Annotated in this window: 1 protein-coding gene; it reads left to right on the top strand. The window is 75.1% G+C overall.

Features of this window, described 5'->3' with window-relative positions:
• Window positions 1-1,213, top strand: a 1,213-nt coding sequence (locus AC1DY2_RS19905; protein WP_476763986.1) for an NAD(P)/FAD-dependent oxidoreductase, incomplete at both ends; no start/stop codon positions are given.

The following is a 1,213-nucleotide window of genomic DNA, read 5'->3' as shown; positions in this document are numbered from 1 at the left end:
CGACGGGGTGCGCGCCTCCCTGCTCGGGCCGCTGCGCCGACGCTACTCGGAGGACTACCGCATCCTCGAGGCCGACGGCGCGACCGCCGCCCTCCAGGCGATCGAGGCGCTCGCCGCCGAGGGCGGCACCCTCGCCCTCGTGCTCTCCGACGACGCCACTCCCGTCGACGACCACGAGACCGTGTTCGCCGCGGCTCRCCGGCGCTTCCCCGACGTGCGCCGGGGCCTCGTGATCGAGTGGGGCGCGTGGGCGGATGCCGCGACCTCCGATGCCGTGCTCCGGCTCATGTCGCGAGTGCAGATCGACTACTACGTCGTGCGCCCGGTGCACTCGCCCGACGAGTCGTTCCACCGGGCGATCACCGACTTCCTGCGCGAGTGGGAGGCGACCGCCGGCAAGCGCCACCGCGCGTTCACCGTCATCGGCGACGACGCCCAGCCGCGCACGCACGTGCTGCAGAACCGGCTCGCCCGAAGCGGCGTGCCGAACGAGCGGCTCGACCCCGACGATCCCGACGCCGTCGCGATGCTCGCAGAGGCGGGCGTGGCGTACGCGGGCGTGCCGCTCGTGCGCACCGCGGCCGGCCGGGTGCTCGTCGATCCCGATGACGCCGAGCTCGCGCGCGCGCACGGGCTCGACACCTCGCTGCCCGACCGGGTCGTCGACGTCGTCGTGGTCGGCGCGGGACCGAGCGGGCTCGCCTCGGCGGTGTACGCGGCGTCCGAGGGGCTCGACACGCTGGTGCTCGAGGCCGAGTCGATCGGCGGCCAGGCGGGGTCGAGCTCGCTGATCCGCAACWACCTCGGGTTCTCGCGTGGCGTCTCGGGCTCCGAGCTCGCGCAGCGGGCCTACCAGCAGGCATGGGTGTTCGGGGCGCGGTTCGCGCACACCCGGGCGGTGACGGGCCTGCGCCGGGTCGACGGCGGCTTCGAGCTCGACGTGGCCGGCGGCGACGTGGTGCGCGGCCGCGCGGTGGTGCTCGCGACCGGCGTCACCTATCGCCGGCTCGCGGCGCCGGGACTCAAGCCGTTCGTCGGGGCATCCGTGTTCTACGGGGCGACCTCGGTCGAGGCGCGAGCGCAGTCGGGGCGCGACGTGCTCGTGGTGGGTGGCGGCAACTCGGCCGGGCAGGCGGCGCTGCACCTCGCGCGTTACGCTCGCTCGGTCTCCCTCGTGGTGCGCGGGCCATCGCTCGCCGAGAGCATGTCGAGC

It is taken from the genome of Agromyces sp. P1_H4, from assembly GCF_056405255.1.
The sequence above is the reverse complement of the archived record's forward strand: the minus strand, read 5'-3'. Positions and strand labels throughout refer to the sequence as shown.